The 21,550-nt window shown below is 37.0% G+C and carries 19 protein-coding genes and 2 riboswitches; of the genes, 3 read left to right on the top strand and 16 right to left on the bottom strand.

Annotation, left to right across the window (positions count from 1 at the left end):
• Positions 1-126: 126 nt before the first annotated feature.
• On the top strand, positions 127-1,017 hold the full coding sequence (locus BJK46_RS07430) for a fructose bisphosphate aldolase (protein WP_015729712.1): 891 nt from the start codon (positions 127-129) through the stop codon (positions 1,015-1,017).
• A gap of 491 nt (positions 1,018-1,508) precedes the next feature.
• Here the strand turns inward: BJK46_RS07430 and adcA are convergent, their stop codons facing one another.
• The 8 genes from adcA to nrdD all read right to left on the bottom strand — a co-directional run bounded on the left by adcA (position 1,509) and on the right by nrdD (position 12,215).
• Positions 1,509-3,164 carry a zinc ABC transporter substrate-binding lipoprotein AdcA gene (gene adcA, locus BJK46_RS07435; RefSeq protein ID WP_037542170.1) on the bottom strand — a complete coding sequence of 552 codons (1,656 nt, stop codon included), beginning with the start codon at positions 3,162-3,164 and terminating at the stop codon, positions 1,509-1,511.
• A gap of 275 nt (positions 3,165-3,439) precedes the next feature.
• The gene (locus tag BJK46_RS07440; RefSeq protein ID WP_181396361.1) at positions 3,440-4,132 is read right to left on the bottom strand and encodes a type 1 glutamine amidotransferase domain-containing protein; all 693 of its coding nucleotides are present in this window, start codon (positions 4,130-4,132) and stop codon (positions 3,440-3,442) included.
• 364 nt (positions 4,133-4,496) lie between these two features.
• A complete protein-coding gene (locus BJK46_RS07445; protein ID WP_020219423.1) occupies positions 4,497-4,886 on the bottom strand; it encodes a tautomerase family protein in 390 nt (129 codons plus the stop codon).
• A 115-nt stretch (positions 4,887-5,001) separates the two neighbouring features.
• Entirely contained in the window at positions 5,002-6,498 is a 1,497-nt protein-coding gene (locus tag BJK46_RS07450; RefSeq protein ID WP_103263666.1) for a sodium:solute symporter family protein, read from the bottom strand.
• Positions 6,499-6,508: 10 nt separating this feature from the next.
• Positions 6,509-7,888 carry an LLM class flavin-dependent oxidoreductase gene (locus BJK46_RS07455; RefSeq protein ID WP_014612856.1) on the bottom strand — a complete coding sequence of 460 codons (1,380 nt, stop codon included), beginning with the start codon at positions 7,886-7,888 and terminating at the stop codon, positions 6,509-6,511.
• 45 nt (positions 7,889-7,933) lie between these two features.
• Positions 7,934-8,034, bottom strand: a riboswitch (SAM riboswitch).
• A gap of 156 nt (positions 8,035-8,190) precedes the next feature.
• Complete coding sequence (locus tag BJK46_RS07460; protein WP_103263667.1) at positions 8,191-9,468, bottom strand: O-acetylhomoserine aminocarboxypropyltransferase/cysteine synthase family protein; 1,278 nt, start codon at positions 9,466-9,468, stop codon at positions 8,191-8,193.
• Between the two features lie 63 nt (positions 9,469-9,531).
• Positions 9,532-9,630: riboswitch (SAM riboswitch) on the bottom strand.
• Between the two features lie 198 nt (positions 9,631-9,828).
• Positions 9,829-10,368, bottom strand: coding sequence for an anaerobic ribonucleoside-triphosphate reductase activating protein (nrdG, locus tag BJK46_RS07465; RefSeq protein WP_101485281.1), 540 nt, complete (start codon positions 10,366-10,368; stop codon positions 9,829-9,831).
• The gene (gene nrdD, locus BJK46_RS07470) at positions 10,365-12,215 is read right to left on the bottom strand and encodes an anaerobic ribonucleoside-triphosphate reductase (protein WP_014612852.1); all 1,851 of its coding nucleotides are present in this window, start codon (positions 12,213-12,215) and stop codon (positions 10,365-10,367) included. Before nrdD ends, nrdG begins: the two co-directional genes overlap by 4 nt.
• An 811-nt stretch (positions 12,216-13,026) precedes the next feature.
• Between nrdD and BJK46_RS07475 the strand changes: the two genes are divergently transcribed.
• Positions 13,027-13,140 (top strand): type I toxin-antitoxin system Fst family toxin, encoded by a 114-nt coding sequence (locus tag BJK46_RS07475; protein WP_110144662.1) that lies wholly within the window; start codon positions 13,027-13,029, stop codon positions 13,138-13,140.
• Between the two features lie 127 nt (positions 13,141-13,267).
• On the opposite strand, the gene BJK46_RS07480 is transcribed toward BJK46_RS07475, so the two are convergent.
• From BJK46_RS07480 to BJK46_RS07515, 8 genes are all read right to left on the bottom strand, one after another.
• Complete coding sequence (locus tag BJK46_RS07480; RefSeq protein ID WP_014612850.1) at positions 13,268-14,629, bottom strand: PTS ascorbate transporter subunit IIC; 1,362 nt, start codon at positions 14,627-14,629, stop codon at positions 13,268-13,270.
• Between the two features lie 18 nt (positions 14,630-14,647).
• Positions 14,648-14,932 (bottom strand): PTS sugar transporter subunit IIB, encoded by a 285-nt coding sequence (locus tag BJK46_RS07485; protein WP_014612849.1) that lies wholly within the window; start codon positions 14,930-14,932, stop codon positions 14,648-14,650.
• Entirely contained in the window at positions 14,929-15,378 is a 450-nt protein-coding gene (locus tag BJK46_RS07490; protein WP_014612848.1) for a PTS sugar transporter subunit IIA, read from the bottom strand. Before BJK46_RS07490 ends, BJK46_RS07485 begins: the two co-directional genes overlap by 4 nt.
• Positions 15,379-15,390: 12 nt before the next feature.
• On the bottom strand, positions 15,391-17,325 hold the full coding sequence (locus tag BJK46_RS07495; protein WP_014612847.1) for a BglG family transcription antiterminator: 1,935 nt from the start codon (positions 17,323-17,325) through the stop codon (positions 15,391-15,393).
• A 515-nt stretch (positions 17,326-17,840) separates the two neighbouring features.
• Positions 17,841-18,875, bottom strand: coding sequence for a sensor histidine kinase (locus tag BJK46_RS07500; protein WP_014612846.1), 1,035 nt, complete (start codon positions 18,873-18,875; stop codon positions 17,841-17,843).
• Complete coding sequence (locus BJK46_RS07505) at positions 18,876-19,562, bottom strand: response regulator transcription factor (protein WP_063278633.1); 687 nt, start codon at positions 19,560-19,562, stop codon at positions 18,876-18,878.
• Positions 19,540-19,998 carry a DoxX family protein gene (locus tag BJK46_RS07510; RefSeq protein WP_014612844.1) on the bottom strand — a complete coding sequence of 153 codons (459 nt, stop codon included), beginning with the start codon at positions 19,996-19,998 and terminating at the stop codon, positions 19,540-19,542. The genes BJK46_RS07505 and BJK46_RS07510 overlap by 23 nt, the downstream gene beginning before the upstream one ends.
• Before the next feature lie 39 nt (positions 19,999-20,037).
• Positions 20,038-20,490: a DM13 domain-containing protein gene (locus BJK46_RS07515; RefSeq protein WP_014612843.1), complete on the bottom strand. Its 453-nt coding sequence runs from the start codon at positions 20,488-20,490 to the stop codon at positions 20,038-20,040.
• A 390-nt stretch (positions 20,491-20,880) separates the two neighbouring features.
• On the opposite strand from BJK46_RS07515, the gene BJK46_RS07520 reads away from it, so the two are divergent.
• Positions 20,881-21,327, top strand: coding sequence for an IS110 family transposase (locus BJK46_RS07520; protein WP_262407871.1), 447 nt, complete (start codon positions 20,881-20,883; stop codon positions 21,325-21,327).
• The last annotated feature ends 223 nt before the right edge of the window (positions 21,328-21,550 follow it).

Raw genomic sequence — 21,550 nt, forward strand, 5'->3', positions numbered from 1 at the left:
TGGTGCCTACTATGACAGCGTTTTATCGCTACTTTTTTCAATTTTTAGATTTCTCATTTCATTTGAATCTGTTATCATAATTCGTCATACTAGATGTAGAAAAATGTTTCAAGGAGGAAAGTCAGTATGAATCAAGAACAATTTGATAAAATTAAAAATGGAAATGGTTTTATCGCAGCCCTTGACCAAAGTGGTGGTAGTACACCTAAAGCGTTACGTGGCTACGGTGTTTCAGAAGATCAATACACTAATGATGACGAAATGTTCAACCTCGTTCATGACATGCGTACGCGTATTGTGACTTCTCCGTCATTTACTGCAGATAAAGTGCTTGGTGCGATTTTATTCGAACAAACGATGGATCGTGAAGTAGAAGGTAAGCACACTGGTGAATATTTAGCTGACAAAGGTATTGTGCCTTTCTTAAAAGTAGATAAAGGGCTTGAAGATAAAGAAAATGGCGTTCAACTCATGAAGCCTATTCCTGAATTAGACAGCTTATTAGATCGTGCGAATGAACACAAAATCTTCGGTACAAAAATGCGTTCTAACATTTTAGAATTCAATAAAGAAGGTATCGACGCTGTTGTTGAACAACAATTTGGGATTGCACGCCAAATTATTTCAAAAGGTCTCGTGCCAATCATCGAGCCTGAAGTGAATATTGATGCAGAACAAAAAGCCGAAATTGAAGCTTATTTAGCTGAATCTATTCAAAAACAATTAGACAAACTTGGTTCTGAAGATTATGTGATGTTAAAGATTACCATTCCAACTCAAAAAAATCAATATCAATCATTAATCAACCATCCAAATGTAGTTCGTGTGGTGGCATTATCAGGTGGTTACAGCCTTGAAAAAGCGAATGAGTTCTTAAAAACAAATCACGGCTTGATCGCAAGTTTCTCACGTGCATTAATTAATGACTTACGTGTGAGCCAATCTGACGAAGAATTTGATCGCTTATTAGGCCAAACGATTGATGCCATTTACGACGCATCAGTCAATAAAGTCTAAGTGGTATGGCTCAGTTTTTAACTCATCCCTAAAACTCAATTATGGATAGCGCTCATTTTGCTTAATGTTGAAATGATGACGTTATCCATATTTTTATTTTACAAATTGGCTACAATTCAAAATATACTCACACGCATTAACGCGCTCTGCCATCTCATTTTCAGTGTATGACATCCGTTTTAAAAGATTATTGCTATATTCAAATTATCTTGTATTTCATCCTATCAATTTTAAAATTTGATACAGTTACATACAGAAAAAGCAGGATGATATTTTCATAATGAAAAAATGGATAGCGGCTTGTTAATATGCAGTCAATCCAACAGAGCTATTCGAGCCAAAAAAGCATAAAATTAAACGATAGAGAAGAAGCGGCCTACGTTAAACAATCAGTCTTTCTTGTTGCTCAATGTAGAAGCAACCCAACCACCTCAAACATCAAAAGAACCAGAAGAGATACACGTCTCGTCCGGTTCTTTTATTAAATCATATTAATGCTCTAACATTTCATCTTTAACTTGTTCTTTTGTAAGATTAGCTGGATAATATGTTGGCCAATTCTCTAACTCTTTCAATACTTTCTCACGGTCATTTCCTGTAAAGATATGGAAATGTCCTGTTTTCGTAGGCGCAATGTTATGATCGCTAAATTGTACATATTTTGGTAATCCTTCTGACGCGTCACCTTCAAGTTTGAAAGTATAACGCACACCACGGTTGCCACCCTCATATTGCAAAATGTCTTTACCATCATACGTATATGTGCCTGTCATAGACTTACCATTCTTTGTAAAAGTAATTTGATTATCTGTAATCTTAATCTTTTCTACATCAGTTTTGTAACCTTTATCATAATAAGCTTTGTACTCTTTTGCAGATTTGTCACCTTTGTCTTCTGCTTTATGTTCAAAAACTTCATCGAGCGTACCATCTTTTAATAATGGATAAACTGATTGCCATTCACCAGCATAGTCAGATAAATCACGATCTTTCACTTGATCGTCTTTGAAATAGCCATCTTGAATCGCTTTGCTGTGTTTATTTGCTGCTTTATCGTCTTCTACTTTAATTTTGTCGTTGAGCGCTTTTTCAATGTTTTTCACATTTTCTTTCATCAATGATTGATAAGTAGCATCTTTCGCTTGGTCTTTAGATACAGCTTCCATATTATTAAATTTCAATGGTTTCGCATCTGTTTCTTTACGAATCGTATCTGTCACCTTGTTTGCAACGTTTTCTTCGTAAAGAATATATTTCGCACCCGTTTCATTAATTTCTTTCACAATTTCAGTCAATTCTTTTTGTGATGGGTCTTCAGCATTTAAACTTTGAACGCCTTTTTGTACAAAACCATAACGATCAGCTAAATAACCTAATGATTCATGTGAAATAAATACCGCATGACCTTGATGATCTTTTGTCACATCTTTTAACTCTTTATCAATGCTGTCTAAATCTTTTAATACTTTGTCTGCATTTTTATCATATTCTGCTTTATGTTTAGGGTCACGTTTGCTTAAATCATCACGAATTGCAGATACGAATTTTTTATCTAATTGTGGATCTAACCATACGTGTGGATCATAACCCCCATGATGATGGTGGTGCTCATGTTCATCATGCGCTTCACTGTGCTTGTGTCCCTCTTCCCCATGCTCTTCATGTTCACCGTGTTCTTCATGCTCACCATGTTCTTCATGCTCACCGTGTTCTTCATGTTCACCATGTTCTTCGTGCTCACCATGTTCTTCGTGCTCACCATGTTCATGTTGGTCTGTTAATAAAGTGGCTTTATCTAAACTACTTTCTAATGATAATTTATGATCATCTTTCTTAATCGCATTTGCTACTTTTTTCGCTACAGGGTCTAGATCATCACCAGTATAAATGAATAAATCAGACTTGCTTGCATCGATAATATCTTTTTGTGTCGGCTCAAAGCTATGCAAGTCTGCCCCTTTCGGATAAATAGAATCTACTTCAACATGCTCACCACCAATTTGTTTAACAAACGATTGTAATGGGAAAACCGTCGTTGTTACTTTTAATTGGTCGTTTGATGATGCTTTATCGTCACCTTGACCACAAGCCGCTAACATAGAACCCGACAATACCACAGTCGCTAATAATTTGAAACTTTTTTTCATGATGTGGTCTCCTCCTAAAATAGTAATGATTTCGATTTAAAATTATACGCTAAACATTTCATAAGCGCAATATGCATTTTTAAAATCATTATTTTCTAAAAATGAGAAATTGCAAGATGTATTGTGTTTAAAGTGTATCTTTTTCATTAAAATCATCACAGGTTAGGATGGTCATATTTTTACGACAAGATACTAAAAAAGTGAAATAAAAAGCCGTTTGAGTGGCTCTTTTATTTCACCTCAACTCTTTAAGTCCTATTCTAATTTTTTTGTTTTCACTTCACATCTAATCTGAGTTTAATTGCTTCACCTACATCACGTGCTGACGCTGGGTTTTGTCCTGTAATTAATTGTTCCTCTTCAACGACAAAGCTTTTTAATGGTATGATGCTTTTTTGGTAAAGTGCGCCTTTTTCTTTTAATGCGGTTTCTAACTGATATGGTACTTGTTTTTTACGTCGCGCTATACTTTCTTCTCGATTTGAGAAACCTGTCAACTTCTGACCTTCTATAAGAAAATGATCGTTTGGGCGCTTAATTTCAAGTAAAGCACTCGCACCATGACAAACTGAAGAAACGAGACCCCCACGATCGTAAATGTCGTTTACCGCACGGGCAATCGTATCATGTCCTCGGAAGTCATACATCACACCATGGCCACCGGTAAAATAAATCACATCATACTGTGTCACATCTGCTTCATCAACGGATGGTGAATCGTGTAATTTTCGCATAAAAGTTTCATCTTCATAATATTTTTTGGTCAAACGATCTAACGTCACTTTATTCATACTGACAGGATCTATTGGCGTTTCACCTCCGTTGATATTGTATATATCCAATTGATAATTCGGATTATTTTGGAATACATCATAAAAATGCACAAGTTCGCTTAACCATAAACCTGTTGGTAAATCAAAGCCATCAAATTGATCATAACTCGTATTCACAATCATTATTTTTTTCATTTTGAACACATCTTTCGTCTTTTTCACTATTATAACGAACTTTTCTCTATGCACTTAATACGATGCTTAACGACTATGATTTCAGACCTCATGACGGCAGTGATTAGAGTGAAAAGCACCTGAGATTCTATAAAAAGAACTGTAAAATCTTTTCTAATCATCAGATTTTACAGTTCATCGCTATGTGTTGTCTGAATACGTTTGTTGGCATTTAACGTTTGCTTAGTTGTAGACTACTAATTTTTCTTACTCAACCATATAATTTGCAGTGTTGATGAATTTATATGCTTACCACTGAACTCTTTTACCAATCAATACAACTCAAGAGAGCAGAGAGATTTTAGATGATATTTTTCTTGTCATATTATAAGTCTCCATTCAAGAATTGCGCCTCCCCATTGAAAAAGCTCCAATTCTCATCTGTGTTTTCTACAAGAGTAATGAGTACGTCTTCTTTTCGAATGCCTAATTTTAGATGTAACATTTCTACTAGCTTGCGATAAAAAATCGTTTTTTGTTCTTGCGTTCTTGGGCGCGTGATAAGTGTAAAAACTAACACATCCGTCGTCCGTTCTACGCCTAAACCTGTATCTAAGATTTGCATCTCATACGCTTCGTGTTGTGTCACAATTTGATAGCGATCCCCTACTGGTGCATGAAAGGCTTCTAGCATCACTTCATATGAAATATCCAAAACCTCCTTAATATAATCTTTGCTTTTTCCTTTAATCAAATCAATTTTAATTATTGGCATTAATCATTCTCCTTTTCGTCATGATTTGAGTAACCCCATTTTAATGCGAGAAGTAGTCCAACAAATATCCCTATATAACCATATAGCCAAATGGATAACATTTCATTTACAAACATTATGCTTCCCCCTTATCTACAGAAAGTTGGCTAGCACGATGGTGCATGACAGATGACATCACTGTAATTGTCAATATACCTAATATTGTTGCGATAGCACCAGCAGACATTGTACTTGGGATGACACCACCAAAATAAATAACGAGATAGGAAACTAAGCCTACAACCATCGATAGTTCTGCTGCACGGCCAGGTGCTTTTCGTTTCGCATATACCGCATGCAAAATAGGACCCATTGTACCGGCTGCAATACCCGAAATCCCAATCCACATGAAGTCACTCATATAGAGCGGTGGCTTCAAAACTAATAAAAACGATAAAAGTCCTACAACCGGCACAGAAACACGACTAATGCGAAAAGCAATTCGATTGGCTTTCTCTTCTTCAAGACTCACCCACTTCTGTTTGACAATCAGTTTTAAAAATAAATCATTCGCAAACACTGTAGAAATTGAAACAAACAAACCATCTGTAGTTGACATGGCTGCTGCCAATATAACGACACCGAATAAAGCAACAATGCCAGCAGGGAATGCCCACTCAATATATTGTAATAGGGCTAAATCTGAACTCTCAACTTGCCCACCTAATGCCACACGACTGAAAATACCGCCAAAAAGAACAAGTAAACAGATTGACATTACAAAAATATAAGTTCGAATCATGTGTCCTAAATCTTTTTCACTTTTTAAACCTAAAACTTTGTTAAATAAGTGGGGCGCTGATGCAAAAGCCCATTGAATAATAATCGCGCCGATAACCATTGTAAAAGAGTGAAAGTGAACAGAGTCAGGATTAAAAACTTGGACTAAGTAATGATTTTGGTGGTTTAAGTTTTGTACAATACCCGAAAACGTATCATGGATGCTCCCCTTCCAAAATAGCACAATGCCAGAGATAAAAATGGTGAGACCAGCTACTGCCATCATGATAACTTGTAAGGCATCTGTATAAATATCTGCAAGTGCACCACCTACGTATACATAAAGCACAACAATGACTGTGATAACAATTAAACTTGAAAAGTAACTCATACCGAGTAAATATTTAAAAATCAAAGCGCCTGCGACAAGCTGACTTGCGATATAGAAAATATTAAATAATAAGATCATAGCTGTCCCAACACGTAAAATAGAACTGTCATAAAAATCGCCCAACCAATCTGGTAGTGAGAGGGATTGTTGTGTTGTGTTTAATGATCTGACTCTTTTAGCGACCATTAAAACGCCTGTAGGTCCACCGATAAACATCGCTAAAAATAACCATAAATTATTGAGGCCCCACGTATACGACCATCCTGGATAACCTAGAAAGGTTGCAGCACTTAAATACGTCGCTGCAAAAGACAAGCCTAGCGTACGTGGTCCAATCCTTCCAAAGCCCGTCGCAAAATCTGAAATACTTTTCATCTTTCTAGAACTGACAAAACCTACCGTAATCATGAGCGCCATAAAAACAATAAAGCCTATCCATGTATACACTTTAACGTCATTCATAATCATCCCCCTATATTTGTACTAAATTGACTTTTTTATTTCGCGCGGGATGTGTCGGTTTCACTTTCGTATGGCCTTTGCCAAACATGTTTTCACGTAAAGTTTCACCTTCATATTCTGTACGATATATACCTCTTTTTTGTAATTCAGGGATGATGAAGTCCACAAATTCTTCAAACGTACCTGGAGAATAGGCTTGTGCAATATTAAAACCGTCTGCACCGCCTTCATTCGCCCACAATTCCAATTGATCAGCAATTTGTGTTGGTGTGCCAATGAACTTAACCGTTCCATTACCTAACCCGTGATTTTTCACCGCTTCTCGCAATGTCCATTTTCGATGTGGATCTTTTGTATACAAATTAAGATTGCCTTGCATCGCTTCTGTTTCTATATTTTCGATATATTCATCTGGATCATACTGAGAAAAATCAATACCCGTATGTCCGCTTAACAATGCGACTGAACCTTCATAACTGACTTCATTTTGCAGTGCTTCATATTTTTCATAAGCCTCTTCTTCAGTTTCACCGATAATAGGCAAAACCATTGGAAAAACAAGGATATCTTCACCATTACGGCCAAATTGTTGTGCCCTTGTACGAATGTCTGTGACATATGCTCGTAACGATTCAATAGAGGTATGTTTAGTAAACACAGCCTCTGCATGCTTTGCAGCAAACGTTTTACCTTTTTCGGAGGCACCAGCTTGAAATAAAACAGGTGTTCTTTGAGGGGAAGGCTCTACAAGATGCGGTCCAGGTATATCGAAAAATGTACCTTTATGGTGAATCGCATGAACTTTGGAAGGATCAGCATACGTATCTGTCTCACGCGTTTTAACAACTGCATCGTCCTCCCAACTGTCTTCCCACAGCTGATAACTCACTTGCAAGAATTCATCAGCACGGCTGTAACGTAACGCTTTAGGCAAGCGTTCTTTTAAGCCTAAGTTCACTGCCTCGCTTTCTAAATAAGACGTCACAACATTCCAACCTAATCGACCATTTGTCAGATGATCGAGTGTAGACAATTGACGGGCTAGTTTATACGGTTGTGCATAAGTAGTAGAAACAGTAGGTGCAATACCAATATGCTCTGTTACTGCTGCAATAGCAGAAACGAGTGGGATAGGGTCGTGTGCGGGGAGTTGAACTGCGTGTTTCACTGCGGCGTCATGGGACTGATTATAAACACTATAAGTACCTAATACATCAGCAATAAAAATACCATCAAATAAACCACGTTCTAAAGTTTGAGCTATATTCGTCCAATATTTTAAATTGTGGTGTGTCGCTCCTTTATCTTTTGGGTGTTTCCATAAACCTGCAGCATGGGGAGCGGGAGAGTTTTGGACGAATCCGTTAAAATGAATTTGTTTTCGTGTCATGAACATTACCTCCTAAAAATAGGAAGATAAGGCATAGTGAAAGTTGACTTATCTTCTAGCAATTGTGCTACTGGAATTGGCACAGTGAATCAATTCCTGTTGCCGAGATTTCATTGGGCCAGTCCCTCCATCTCTCTTGATAAGACGATGATGTATATTCATGGGGATACTTTTTAATTAATGAAAGGTAAAATCATGGCGGTAGAACAACTGCATCTTCCATATGAAGTTTCATTGTTTAAAAGCATTCATTTCAATCTACCGTATCATGAATTTCCCTTTATTTTATGCGACGTTTAAAATTAAAGTTTAGCAAAGCCTTTTTCCAAATCCGCAATAATATCATCGATATGCTCAAGGCCTATAGAAAGCCGAATCGTTTCAGGGGCAATACCTGCTGCTGTTTGTTCTGCCTCCGTCAATTGTTGATGTGTCGTTGATGCGGGGTGGATGACAAGCGATTTGGCGTCTCCTACATTCGCTAACAAAGAAAATAATTCTAAGCCTTCAATAAATTTTTTGCCAGCTTCGTATCCACCTTTGACACCAAAGGTAAAGATGGAACTTGCGCCTTTTGGTAAATACTTCTCTTTTAACGCATAATACTCACTCGTTGGCAAGCCAGCATATTTAACCCATGCGACTTTGTCATGCTTTTCAAGATATTGTGCAACTTTTTCAGCATTTTCTACATGACGTTCTAACCGTAATGAAAGCGTCTCTAATCCTTGCGTTAGTAAAAATGCATTAAATGGTGAGATTGCTGCTCCTGTATCTCTTAATATTGTTGTTCGAATTTTAAAAGCAAGTGCGGCTTCACCAAACTTTTCACTGAATACTAAACCATGATAAGATGGATCGGGGTCACTTAATCCTGGAAACTTGCCATTATCCCAATTAAAATTACCTGCATCAACAATGACCCCGCCCATTGATGTTCCGTGTCCACCAATAAATTTGGTTGCAGAGTGAACAACAATGTTCGCGCCATGTTCAATCGGACGTGAAAGATAAGGCGTCGCGAATGTATTATCAACAATAAGTGGAATACCTTGTGCTTTTGTAATTGTTACAAGTGCATCAAAATCCTCAACATTACCTTCTGGATTACCAATCGTTTCTACAAATAAGGCCTTCGTATTGTCTTGAAGCGCATTTTCTATATGACTAACTTCTGTCGTATCGACTAATGTGACATCAATCCCATATTTCGGTAACGTATGTGTGAACAGTGTATGTGTCCCGCCATATAATGTAGAACTTGCTACGATATGATCACCCTTTTGCGCGACAGCTTGAATCGCATAAGTAATCGCTGCCATACCTGAAGCAACCGCTACACCAGCGACACCCCCTTCAAGTTCGGTTACCCGTGTTTCAAGAACGTTCGTTGTAGGATTCATCAGACGTGTGTAAATATTTCCAAGTTCATCTAAACCGAATAAATTCGCCGCATGTGCTGTATCGTCAAAAGTAAAAGATGTCGTTTGATAAATTGGTAAAGCACGTGAATGGCTACTTTCGTCGACTTCTTGTCCTGAGTGCAATTGCAACGTTTCAAATTTAAAATCACTTCTCATTTGACATTCCTCCTAATCATAAAAAATAAAAGCCTACCTGATAAAGATAGACTTTTACTAGAAGACTTATCTCTCAGGTAAAATCACCTGCAGGAATTAGCACCTAACTGAATAGGTTGCCTGGTTTCAAAGGGCCTGTCCCTCCACCAATCTTGATAAGTATGATTCAATTGTTAAAATGCAAGATGTATCGCGAAAATAGAACGGCCAATGCAATAACCTTGCGGGTGTTTTACTGGCTTTTAATGTTACAACAAGTCTATCTAACATCCTTAACGATGTCAATAATACAAATCCGAATTTTCTTGCAAGTTGCAAAAATTCGAAAAATTATATTTATGAGAATCAGCACGCATCTGTTTATTCAATGTAAATCGACTGGCTCATCATCTCAGTTTTAATAAATTGATGAACATCAATGACACGTTGGTTTAATGACCCTTTATAGGGCAAATTAGGTTGATATAATTTTTGCATGAACATGCCGTCTACAATCACATCAGTTTGTTTTATGATCTCTGTCCGTTGGTCATTAGCACGCCATAAATATTCGAATAAATATCCCGTCCATATCCATAATGACTTTTCACGACCGTATCGTGCACGAAAAGCTTGAACAAGTGGCGCAACAACTTTCAAATTGCAAAAAGGTTCGCCTCCTAAAATACTTAATCCAGCTATATATTCTGGCGCACACGCATCAAGCACTTCTTCCATCACCGTATGCGTCATTGCTTCACCATAGCGAAAATGTTGGGCTGCTTTATTGTAGCAACCTTGACATTGAAATGGACAACCAGAGACATAAACACTACATCGGACACCTTCACCATCGACAAAACTTTGGTATTCGATTTTCGCAATATAACCGGCACCAGTGCTTACATCTAATACACTCATGATTGACGTACCTTCAGATGTTTGACTCGTGCACACATTTCTTTATGGCGGCCTTCAATCGTCGGACGTTGCACAGGATTACCAAGATAACCACATGTCCGCTTCACCACATCCACCGTTTCTGGATTTTGATTGCCACATTCCGGACAACGATAACCTGTCTCAGTCGTATCAAAATCACCTTCAAAACCGCAATCATAGCAATGGTCAATCGGAATGTTAGTCCCTAAATAACTCACTCGGTCATACGCATAATCCCATACAGTTTCGAGCGCTTTCACATTATGATCTAATTTAGGGTATTCACAGTAGTGGATATAGCCACCCGATGCTAAATAAGGGTAGTCTTTCTCAAAATCTAACTTTTCAAAGGGTGTGACATCTTTACGCACATCGTAGTGAAAAGAATTTTGGTAATAACCTTTATCTGTAATATCTGGTATGTCACCAAATGCTTCTCGATCCAAGCGACAAAAACGGTCCGTCAACGACTCGCTAGGCGTACTATAGATGCTAAACCATACATCATATTGATCTGTCCATTCAAGTTGATAATTTTTCATTTGTTTTAAAATATTTAATGTAAAATCTTTCGCTTCAGGATTCGTCTCCCAATTTGGACCAAAGAACACAGTCGCTGCTTCATATAATCCAATATAGCCCATCGAAATCGTTGCGCGTCGTTGGTTGAAAAATGTATCGACCGGATCTTCTTCATTAATTCGGTGTTTGAAAGCGCCACGTTTGTATAATATTGGTGCATTGTTCGGTACAGCTTCTTTCACACGCTCGATACGATAAACGAGCGCATCGTGTAGGACTTGCATCCGCTCATCAAACAAATCCCAAAAACGCGTCATATCACCAGCCGACTCAATCGCTATACGTGGAATGTTTAGCGTGACCACGCCTAAATTACAGCGCCCATTATTTTCAAACTCACCTTGTGCATTTTGCCATGCAGGTAAAAATGAGCGACATCCCATTGGCGCTTTAAAGTCACCTAAAAGTTCTACAGTTTTATCGTAATTCAAAATATCTGGATACATCCGCTTCATCGCACATTGTAACGCCAACTGTTTGATGTCATAATTCGGGTCTTCTGGTGCAAAATTAGTCCCTTTTTTAATGGAAAACACGAGTTTTGGAAATATCGCTGTAATGCGGTCTTTACCGAGTCCTTTAATCCGTGTCTTTAAAATTGCTGTTTGTACTTTGCGACTAAGCTCATCTATGCCTAATCCAAACCCTAATGTAACGAACGGCGTCTGACCATTTGAAGTATAGAGCGTATTAATTTCATATTCTAAACTTTCGACCGCATCTGCAATATCTTGGGTTACCCGTTTATCTACATAGTCATCAATTTGATCACTCTTAACAAACTCACGTGCAACCTCACGATGTTTCTCTTCATTAAACTTTGCATAATGACTCAATAATTCATCAACACGATCAATCGTGCAACCACCGTACTGACTGCTAGACACATTCGCAATAATTTGAACAAGTTGGGCCGCGGCAGTTTGAATTGACTTTGGAGATGTCACTTGTGCGTTCCCAATTTGAAAACCATGTGCCATCATTCCTTTCGCATCGATGAGACAACAGTTCGTTAGCGGTTGGAATGGATGGTAATCTAAATCATGGAAGTGAATTTCTCCTTTTTGATGCGCCATCGCAACATGCGGGGGTAATAAATGTTGTAACGCGTATGATTTTGAAACGACACCTGCCGTTAAATCGCGCATTGTTGAAAAAGTCTCACTATCCTTATTAGCATTTTCATTTACAATCGTTGGATCTTTTGTCATTAAACCTGTTAATTGTTTTTCAAGTTGTGTCAAAATATCACTCTTTTCTATATGTAGTGTCTATAAACAATCATAAACACCATATATAGTGATTTTCAAATGATATCTGAATCATTAACCGATTTGTCATTTCTTTTTTAACATTATGTGAACAAAGCGTTGTGAGATAGAAGGTGTCAAAAGGAACTTCATCGTACGATTGTTTTTAGTTAAATCACGTGTATCGTCGTTAGATTTGCTGGGGATGGATTTTAAATATGAGGAATATCTCTATGTATTATCGCATTGTGAGAAACGAGTCAGATGAGAAATAAGCGATAATAAAAACCCCTCACTTTGAATAAAAAGTGAAGGGGTCGTGTGTGAAATCTTAAAGCAATACACACTCACTGTTCTCAGTAGGTGTACCATTGCTTTGATTGTCCATTGGCTATGAAATAAAAATAACGGTAAAAAAATAGGCGATTGTAGCCACACCATTAAAAACCCCTCTCACTCTGGTACAGTGAGGAAGTGAGGTGTAAACCTATTGTAAAATTTTACATCTTTATTATAACCTTTCTTTATAAAAATGCAACTCTATTGATGAAAACTAAATTTACTCTCATATGTTTCTAGGCGCTTATCACAAAATTTTTAAAAGTGACGTCAATGAACGTCGAACAATTGAAGTATCACGCGATGTGAGATTGACTTTTAAAAAAACAGAGAACCATTCATCAGCAGAAAAACAATAAACGATTATTTTTATATTATAACTTTATTTTTGCATTTATAATGTTATATAATAGGGTATCGCCTATCCTTTAGGTGTCATTTTGGCATAGAAGGGAGGTGTAGACATATGTGTGAAATCTTTTTTCACTATATAGCTACTACTTTAAGTGGCTGTACTGTTGCTTTATTTGCCTATTGGCTACACAAAAAAGACAACAGAGACAAAAATAGGCGATTGTAGCCACACCATAAAAACCCCCTCACTGGTCCAGAGTGAGGGGGTTTGGTGTAGTACATGTGTGAAATCTTATGACACTATTATAGCGTCTCTTTAAGAAAGGTGCAAGTTTATTTTAAATGCAGATTCATTAAGACTTTGTCGCTTCTGAAACTGTACGACCGCGCTTTTGTAATACAATCGCGACGGCAGCTACAATGATAATACCTATGACCAGACCCACAATGCCTAAATATTTGACGATATTACCAAATACAATGCCAACAACTAAAAAGTCAGTATCTGAGAAGGTCGTTGAAGCGAGTCCTAAATCTCCTAAAAACGGTAAGAAGAGTAATGGTAAAAACGTGATCAGTAGACCATTTAATGCTGACCCTGCAACAGCCCCTTTAATGCCACCGCGTGCATTACCAAACACACCTGAAGTCGCACCTAAGAAGAAGTGTGGGACAACACCCGGTAAAATCACTACACCACCAATTAAAAACATCACAAACATACCAAGTACACCTGTTAAAAAGCTAACGAAAAACCCAATCAATACTGCATTTTGCGCATAAGGGAATACAATCGGACAATCTAATGCTGGCTTCGAATGCGGAACCAACTTTTCTGAAATACCTTTAAATGCAGGTACAATTTCGGCCAAAATCAAGCGGACGCCCGTTAAAATGATAAACACCCCTGCCGCAAATGTAACCCCTTGAATGAGTGAAAAAACGATAAAGTTTTGATCTTTACTAATTTCATCGTGTACATAACCGACACCAGCAAATAAACTCGCAATGAGATACAGCAAAATCATTGTTAACGAAATACTAATCGTACTTTCTCGTAAAAAGCTCAAACCTTTGGGAAAGTTAATCTCTTCCGTCGATTTAGAATGGCCTTTAAATAACTTTCCTACTTCACCTGCTGCCCAATAACTCACTGTCCCAAAATGGCCTAATGCGACTTGATCATTACCAGTGATTTTACGCATCGTCGGTTGTGCTAATGCTGGAAATACAGCCATAATCAATCCTAAAATTAATGCACCTAATATAACCGTTAACACACCTTTAATATGCCCTACCGTTAAAATAATGGCTAAAAATGCGGCCATATAAAACGTATGATGCCCAGTTAAGAAAATAAACTTCAAATTCGATACGCGCGCAATTAAAATGTTCACTAACATGCCAAATACCATAATGAGTGCTGCAGTTGTCCCATATTTTTCTAAAGCTATCGAAATAATCGCTTCATTGTTTGGAACGACCCCTTGGACTCCGAATGCATGTTGGAAAATCTTTCCGAATGGTTCTAATGATTGCACAACCACACCGGCGCCAGCACTTAATACTAAAAAACCTAGAATCGTTTTAATTGTTCCGGATGTCACTACTGACACTGGCTTTTTCTGTACAACTAAGCCGATGAATGCAATTAAAGCAACAAGTATCGCAGGCTGGCTCAGTACATCAACTATTAAATCAAGTATCGTTTGCATAGACAACACTCCTTATTTTTAAATGACATCTAACGTCTCGAATTTATCTATTAGTTTTCCTTCTAACTCTGCCTTATCTAAAATATTGTCTAAAATGAGCACATCCCCGAGTCGTGCCGCATTTTCTTCTAAGTCACGTCCACAAATAAACAAATCAGCCATTTCAGGACTTGCACTCATAATGTCACTATGTTCAACATCGACAGCATCTTTTAGCGTCAACTGTTTTAACACTTCTTGGACATTCATTTCTACCATAAAACTACTTCCTAATCCGTGACCACATACCACTAAAATTTTCATCTTTGCTCTACCCCTTTGATAATTGATAAGATTTCCTTTTCATTTTGACTTTGAATTAAATTTTTTACTATTGCTACATCTCCTAAAATCTGTGCCAAACTCTGTAAAATATCCAAATGTGAATGCGTATCCACTGCACTAAATACAAAAACTAAGCTGGCATAGTGGCTCTTTTCACCAAAATTGATATGCTGATTGAGCTTCAACAAACTGATCCCGACTTTGTTCACGTTACCATTCGGACGCGCATGGGCAATCGCAATCTCCGGGGCAATGACAATATAGGGACCATGTCGATATACACTATCTATCATCGCGTCGATATAACTTTGACTAATATACTCTTGTTCTACGAGGGGTTGAGACGCTTCTTTAATTGCTTCCTCCCACGATGCCACACATTCTTTCACATTGATCTTATCTTCTGTCAGCATTTCTAAGGACATATTCGGCCTCCTTTACAAACACGCTAATTTATTTTTCAATCCCGTCAAATCTCCATTTAAGAGTTGGACACGCATGGTGTCATCCATCAATATGTCACTCAGTTCTTTCAAAGCAGTTAAATGTTTTTGCGGTTCATCGGTCGCTAAACCAATCATCACCTTGACCGGATCAAATCGCTCATGTCCAAAGTAGACACCTTGTTCAAAATGAAACAATGTCATGCCTACTCCCTTCAACGCAAATTCTGTACTGCCGTGAAGTAACGCAATATGCGGACTGATGACCATATATGCCCCAAACTCATCCAACTTATTGATAATTTCTTTTTTGTACTGTGCATGAATCATGCCTGCTTGCTCTAGCGGTCGCATCACTTCAGCAATCGCTTCATTTCGAGACATCTTTTGGTGAATCGATCCCAAAAATTCAGATTTCATCACTTGTTTCAATTGCAAGCCTCGTCTTGATAGATGATGTACAAAGCGTTCCCGTTCTTTATTAATGATGTCATTAAGTTTTTCTCTATCTTTCTCGTCCAAAAAAGGTGTCACTTTAATACATTCAATGGATTCCAATTCGATTGGTACTGTCGTAATGACATAATCGACGTAACGTTTTTTCAACTGTGTTTCATCAATTTGATACAACGAATAAGCATTTAAAATATCAAACTCTGGGTAAATTTTTCGTAACTTCTCTTTTAATAATTGTGACGTTCCAATACCAGAGCCACACAATAATACAATTTTGATTTTTCGACCTCTATGCTGTGTCAATCTTTCAATTGCCGAAGCGACATGAAGTGTTAAATATGCCATTTCATCATCTGTAAATTCAACCTCGTATAATTCTTCAAAAATCCAAATATTGTCGGTAATCACTTCTGTTATTTCCATGTACTGAGTATAAATTTCTTGTTTAATAGGATTATGTTGAACGAAACGATATGTTAACCGATTGAGTGCAGGAGCCAAATGTAGATAGAGATTATTGAGCAATTTCGTGTCTCTAATCAAATCAATGCCCAAGCTCGCACTCATCCTTTCGACAAATTGGTGAATGAGAATTTTAAGTTCTTCAGTGCCAACATGATCATTTTCAATTTTTAACTTTTTAGCACTCAATAAATGAAGTGCTATGAACATCGTTTCTGATATCGGAAACGTAATGTCATCATGTTGTTCGACTTCGACTGCAATCGCTTGAGCAACTCGGAATGCATCCGTCTCTATCAATGCTGTGAGTGCTTCTGTCGGCGGTTCCATCGTAAATTGTTTTTTAACACGCTGTATCGCAATGAGCAAATGAATCACTAATCCATCAAGCGCAATTTGAAAGAGTGGATACCCCTTTTCTTCTAACGTACGAATGACCATTTGTCGCATCCACTGCATATCTTCATTTTCAAATAATGTCTTGCGTACTAATTCATTTGTCGACTTTACATAATCGTGAATAATGAGACCATAAGCCTTGCGATAACTCCCTTCATCTCCATCAATGACAAACCCTTTATTTTTCATATAACGTAAAGTTAACGCCTGCGCTTGAAGCCACTCTGTCACATCTTTCAAATCATCTACAATCGTACGTCGCGACACATTAACCAAAGTAGATAACATCCGAGAATTAACAGGTGCTTTCGCTTCAAACAGATGTAATAAAATTTGTAAATGCCGTTCACTTTTCGTAAAATGCACATCTGGAAAAGTCGCACGATTCATCTGCCGAATTGCACTGAAATTTTCACACTCAATTTTAATGCCGTTACTTTTACTCCTTTGAATTTGTAATTGTAATGCTTCCTTCATAAACTCAATGTACTCAATATCATATTGAATCGTTCTTTCGGAGCGTTCAAATTCATTTGCCAATTCAGCAATGGAAATGAAATCTTGAGCTTTGATAACTTTGTTTAAAATTTCAAATTGTCTGTTCGTTAGCAACGTTCAACCTCCTATGTCATCATTGTAATAGCTCCAGTCGTTTTATAGATGTGCAATTCACTTCAGTTCTCAAAACGAAATTTTGCATATGCAGCTCGAAGGAAACGACAGAACTCACTACACGCGCATCTTTGCACCACACTGTAGTTGTCTTTATTAAAACCTTAAACGATTCATAATCAAAGCGGTTTCAAAAACATAAAATCATGATTAATATAAAAATGGATAAGTTTGAACATATAGGAAATTGAAATAAAGAAAGAAATCATCAAGAAATAACACCTATTTATGGGCATTTTTAAAGTGGTGAAACAGTATAAGAGAGATGTGCAATTGCAACAAAAAAGAGACGGAGGTGAGATGAAAGAATGTGAAGAGAGAAAGCTATATTTCTGAACGTTTAGCTTTCCATCCATCAAAAAAGACGCTAGGACTATGCCTAACGCCTGTAATATCTATCTATATAATTTATGAAAGGTTTGAGAAGTACTGAGTTTGAGAATTATTATTTATATTTAACATACTTTTGGAGGGAAGTATAATGTGATTGCTGTCCCTTGACCATATGTGCTACTCACTTCGATATGCCCATCCATTTGATGCGCTAAAGTTTTAGCAATATATAAACCAAGACCAGAACCACCTGTATCTTTATGTCGAGAACTTTCTACGCGAAAAGTTCGTTCAAATATATTTTTGATATCTGATTCCATAATACCCATACCTTGATCAATGACGGAGATGGCAATTTCATCATTTTCTTCAAAGACCTTCACGGCTAAGGGCGAACCGTGGTCAGAAAATTTCAGCGCGTTATCGATGAAGTTCATGAGGATACGTTCTATCGCGCGTTGGTCTTGAATAAAAGGTTTGATATTAGGATCTATTTCTACATCAAGCTGTCTGTTTTCATGGTGTAATTTTTGTGAATAAATTTCAAATATTGGGATAAGCAATTGATCCATATGAATGAGTGTTTGTTCGCTTTCTTGGTGGTTGACTGTGATGACGTCTGTCAAATCGTCGAACATTCTCGACAACCGATCAGACTGACTTATAAGAATGCTGTATGCTTTCTTCGTATCACATTCACTATGGATAATGCCGTCTCGCAATCCTTCTGAATAGGACTTAATACTTGCTAAGGGTGTTTTTAAATCATGGGCAAGATTTTGAACTAAATTCATCTTTTCTTCTTGCTCTTCTTTGATAAGATTCATTTGCTCTTGAATTTTATCGACCATTTGATCAAAAGATTCACTCAATTGTTGTATTTCTTTTGGGGCATGTATTTTTGTCTTTTCTGTTTCAAATTGGCCATTCGCTATTTTTTGAGTTTTGTGGTTCAGCCTTTCTATCTTTTTAATCATGGGGACTGTAAAAAAGATACCGATAATGAGTGTCATCATACCAGAAAGAAATGAACATAGCGTTAATAGAATCGTTAACGGTCCATCAAACCACATCAATTTATATAGCGTATAGAATAAAAAGGTCGTTGTGATAATTGTGACGATAAACGAATAAATTAATTGCTTGCGTATCGTCATTTAAAGCTGCCTCTGAAATTTATAGCCCAATCCCCATACCGTTGCAATGATATAGTCATCGTAGCCATATTTCTCTAGTTTTTCGCGTATACGATGAACATGGACATTTAGGGTATTCATGTCTTCGTAATACTCGTAACCCCAAACTTGTTCTAGCAAATCTGTTTTGGACAAAGCGACTGATTCATGGTTTGCAAAGTACCATAGCAATTCGAACTCTTTGATGCGAAAAGGGATCACTTCCCCTTCTAATTCTACGGTTTTGTTTAAGTTATTTAATACGAGTCTGCCACAATGAATCGTTTCTTGTGTTGAAGGACTTGTGACGTTGACACGATTCATTAAATTTTTCACTCGTATAACTAACTCACGGGGACTGAAGGGTTTCTTGACGTAATCATCTGCCCCTAACATTAAACCGAATATGGTGTCTTGTTCGCTTGTCTTCGCAGTTAAGTAAACATATGGGATATCGAGTCCTTGATTTTTCATCTCGCGTACCACTTCATATCCATTCATCTCAGGCATCATAATATCAATTACCATAACATCAACATTCGTATTTAATAAATCGAGTGTCTCTTTGCCATTTGATGCTGTGGAAACGTGGTAGCCTTCGTATTCAAAATAGGTTTTACAGATTTCTCGGATGTCTTGCTCGTCGTCAACTATGAGTATGTGCGTCATGTTCATCATTCCTTATATTTTTACGTTTGATGAAATGATTTAAACTCAATGATGCTAATGTTTCTCTATTCATTAATAGAATAATGAAAAACAACAATTGAAGTGGGTACGTAAAAATCATATCAGCTAAAATATAATTTAACATAACAAACACACCAAAGAAACTCGCAGTATATGAGAAAACACCTAAAATGAGACCTAAACCAATTGCAATCTCACCTATTTGAACCATCCATTTGAAAAGCTCCAGGTGGTTTGCAACTGCAAACTCAAAGAATGTCTTATACCATTGTGGGGAATCTTGGTTGTCACGGATTACTGAAACAAGTCCATCAATCGCAAAACCACCCGTTAGTTTTTCAAAGCCTTGCATCAGGATATAAAAACCTGATCCTAAGCGAATAATCAAAATTAAGACTTTATAAGCTATCGCCATATGTTACTCTCCTTTCTTCATGATGTCGATTCCGTCTAACTATTTAAGTTCCGCAGAACCAAAAATAACGTGTGCTTTGTCACAGTAAATTGTTACTGTATCATAGTCTGCTGCATTGACATCTTTAAGGTCGAAAGTTTGAGTTGCTTCGTTATATTTAACTGCATCTAACTTCACACCGTTTTTGATGACATTACCTTTTGTTAAGTAAACATGTAAATCTGGACCTTTTGATGATTCGTAGTCAGTTAACATCAACTTACCATCTTTAATCTCAGCTTTACCTTTTACCATTTCGTTGTTTTCACCTTTGAATGTGCCTGTTTTCATTACTTTTGAATTATCTACTTTAGACTCATTCGCTTTTTTGTCGTGCATTGAAGATTCAGCTTTGTTGTCCTCTTTTGCTTTATCTGCGTTGTCGTTACCACAAGCACCTAGCAAAAATGTTGTCGCTAAAGCACCTGAAACTAATGCCATTTTCATGTTCATAACAAATTCCTTCTTTCTTTTTGGGATTACATGTACCATGATATATGCTTGAAACAGCAATTAACATAAACTACTCATTAATAATTCTTAACTAAATATTAACATCTTATTTAGTTGTATTTTTTAACTTATTGTATTAAAAACAAACATACTAAGATTAGCTGTGAAGAAATTTATGACGATAGATTTCTTCACAGCTATTTTTTATAGTTGTAGAGAGAAGTAGATCGCGCAGTCCCGTGGATCTTTGAATCCGTAAAAAAACTGATCAGCTTTACTCTCCTTTTGAAATTCGATTGAAGTATGTTGGGTTCTAGAAACCGTGTATAGGAAAATGAAATGAAAAAGGCTAAGTAAAGTTAAAGATTTCTCAATTCAATAAAGAAAGGTATGATTTTTATCAACTGTTTAGGTATTGATATAAGTAAGTCAGAAAGTGTGGTCGCACATTATAAGGATGAAGTTTTGGTTAAAGAAATGGTCATTCAAAATAATCAAAATGGCTATCGTTATCTTAAAAATTACATCAAGCATCTTGATTCTCTATTTATCCTCTTTGAATCAACAGGTATTTATTCAAGAGGCATGAAACGCTTTTGTGAAATTCACAAAATAGATTACTTAGAAATGAATCCCCTAGAAGCCAAGTTCAAAACGAGCTCATTAAGATCATGGAAAACAGATAAGTCAGACGCACATAAACTTGCACTTCTTGCCTTTAGAATGAAAGATTCAAAGGTACAACGTCAGTCTGAAGAGATATACTTTGAACTGAGAGAACGTGCGCGCTTTCACTTAGAAATGGAGATAAACCAAAATCGTCTCAAAGTTGAGTGAGTCGAAACACTACATCAAACATTTCCAGGGTTAGAAAAGCTATTTACTAACAGATATTCAAAAATCGCATTAAATATAGCTCAAGCATTTCCTCATCCTGATTTTGTAAGTACTTTGACTCATGATGAATTGGTGGAAAAAGTACTTCATTCAACTGATAAAGGCATTTCAGTTAATAAAGCTCACAAGTATGTCCAAAAATTAATTGAAATACAGATTAATA

The sequence above is a fragment of the Staphylococcus pseudintermedius genome, from assembly GCF_001792775.2.
In the GTDB taxonomy this organism is placed as follows: Bacteria; Bacillota; Bacilli; order Staphylococcales; family Staphylococcaceae; genus Staphylococcus; species Staphylococcus pseudintermedius.

Excerpts from the sequence above, each read along its gene's own strand:
- BJK46_RS07430 (WP_015729712.1), top strand. The coding sequence starts at position 127 with ATGAATCAAGAACAATTTGATAAAATTAAAAATGGAAATGGTTTTATC.
- adcA (WP_037542170.1), bottom strand. The coding sequence starts at position 3,164 with ATGAAAAAAAGTTTCAAATTATTAGCGACTGTGGTATTGTCGGGTTCT.
- BJK46_RS07440 (WP_181396361.1), bottom strand. The coding sequence starts at position 4,132 with ATGAAAAAAATAATGATTGTGAATACGAGTTATGATCAATTTGATGGC.
- BJK46_RS07445 (WP_020219423.1), bottom strand. The coding sequence starts at position 4,886 with ATGCCAATAATTAAAATTGATTTGATTAAAGGAAAAAGCAAAGATTAT.
- BJK46_RS07450 (WP_103263666.1), bottom strand. The coding sequence starts at position 6,498 with ATGAATGACGTTAAAGTGTATACATGGATAGGCTTTATTGTTTTTATG.
- BJK46_RS07455 (WP_014612856.1), bottom strand. The coding sequence starts at position 7,888 with ATGACACGAAAACAAATTCATTTTAACGGATTCGTCCAAAACTCTCCC.
- BJK46_RS07460 (WP_103263667.1), bottom strand. The coding sequence starts at position 9,468 with ATGAGAAGTGATTTTAAATTTGAAACGTTGCAATTGCACTCAGGACAA.
- nrdG (WP_101485281.1), bottom strand. The coding sequence starts at position 10,368 with ATGAGTGTATTAGATGTAAGCACTGGTGCCGGTTATATTGCGAAAATC.
- BJK46_RS07475 (WP_110144662.1), top strand. The coding sequence starts at position 13,027 with ATGTGTGAAATCTTTTTTCACTATATAGCTACTACTTTAAGTGGCTGT.
- BJK46_RS07480 (WP_014612850.1), bottom strand. The coding sequence starts at position 14,629 with ATGCAAACGATACTTGATTTAATAGTTGATGTACTGAGCCAGCCTGCG.
- BJK46_RS07485 (WP_014612849.1), bottom strand. The coding sequence starts at position 14,932 with ATGAAAATTTTAGTGGTATGTGGTCACGGATTAGGAAGTAGTTTTATG.
- BJK46_RS07490 (WP_014612848.1), bottom strand. The coding sequence starts at position 15,378 with ATGTCCTTAGAAATGCTGACAGAAGATAAGATCAATGTGAAAGAATGT.
- BJK46_RS07500 (WP_014612846.1), bottom strand. The coding sequence starts at position 18,875 with ATGACGATACGCAAGCAATTAATTTATTCGTTTATCGTCACAATTATC.
- BJK46_RS07505 (WP_063278633.1), bottom strand. The coding sequence starts at position 19,562 with ATGACGCACATACTCATAGTTGACGACGAGCAAGACATCCGAGAAATC.
- BJK46_RS07510 (WP_014612844.1), bottom strand. The coding sequence starts at position 19,998 with ATGGCGATAGCTTATAAAGTCTTAATTTTGATTATTCGCTTAGGATCA.
- BJK46_RS07515 (WP_014612843.1), bottom strand. The coding sequence starts at position 20,490 with ATGAACATGAAAATGGCATTAGTTTCAGGTGCTTTAGCGACAACATTT.
- BJK46_RS07520 (WP_262407871.1), top strand. The coding sequence starts at position 20,881 with ATGATTTTTATCAACTGTTTAGGTATTGATATAAGTAAGTCAGAAAGT.